Source organism: Candidatus Symbiopectobacterium sp. NZEC135, from assembly GCF_025962695.1.
Genome location: NZ_JAGFPF010000722.1, coordinates 1 through 1003, shown reverse-complemented (window position 1 = coordinate 1003; position 1003 = coordinate 1). Strand labels below are relative to the sequence as shown.

Below are 1003 nucleotides of genomic sequence, written 5' to 3'. Positions count from 1 at the left end.
CCAATAAAATCCGGCTGGTCGCCAGTGAAAGTGGCGTGGGCGTTAATCTGGCCAACGTCGTTACTGCACAAAACGACCTCACCATGACGGTGGATGGCAAAGTCTCTCTTGGCAACATCAATGCCAAAACCGACCTCAATATCAGCAGCAAAGCGATTGAGGTTAACAACAGCAGCATCAACGCGGGTCGCGATATTACGCTTGCCACCCACACACTGAAAAACACCGGGAAAATCGTGGCTGGCAAGGATATGCGCCTGTTTGCGGATACCGTGACCAACCGGGGAGGTAACGCGCTCATTCAGGCCAATGATAATTTGTGGATACAAAAAGACGCCGCCGGCGCGCTGAGTACGTTAGTGGATAATATTTCAGGCACCATTAAGACCAATAAGGGTGATGTGATTATTCGCTCTGCCGCTTTATATAACAGGCCTGAGAATATGGATTTTCATACCGAAGAGGTTTCTGGCGAGAATAAAAAGGCGTTACTTGCCAGGGTTAGTGAGGAAAATCTTCCCATCCGAAAAGAAATAGGAATCATTGCTTTTTTCCCACCTCAGCTTGGGATCACTCCAGCGGTCATAAAAGGTGAAATCAAAACCCCGATAAAAATAGAACCGAACAAAACCACAATAACAAAATCCACGATAAAATCGCACACACCTCATGCCGTAATAAGTAGTGGGAAAAATTCCTACCTCAGAGCTAAGCGGTTCGAAAATTATCAAAGTAACATTGAGGCTAAACAGAATCTTATTTTAACCGGGGATGTTTTTTATAACCAAAGATGGTCTAATAACAGAAAAATATCAACAGCCTTATCATCCCCCCCCGACAAAGAAGAGATTGAAAGAATATGGATATATGATGAAACCTATTCAGGAAAAATCATTGCAGGAAAAAACCTGGCACTCGACTTTAAGGATTCAATAGCATTTGGTTGGAATTACAAAAGTGAAGATCCTAAATTCCTCAATATGGTATCAAAAGAACCCATTGA

At 43.2% G+C, this 1003-nt stretch carries 1 pseudogene; it reads left to right on the top strand.

Annotated elements, in window-relative coordinates:
- Positions 1–1003, top strand: a pseudogene (locus J5224_RS29985) (hypothetical protein); the annotation flags it as partial.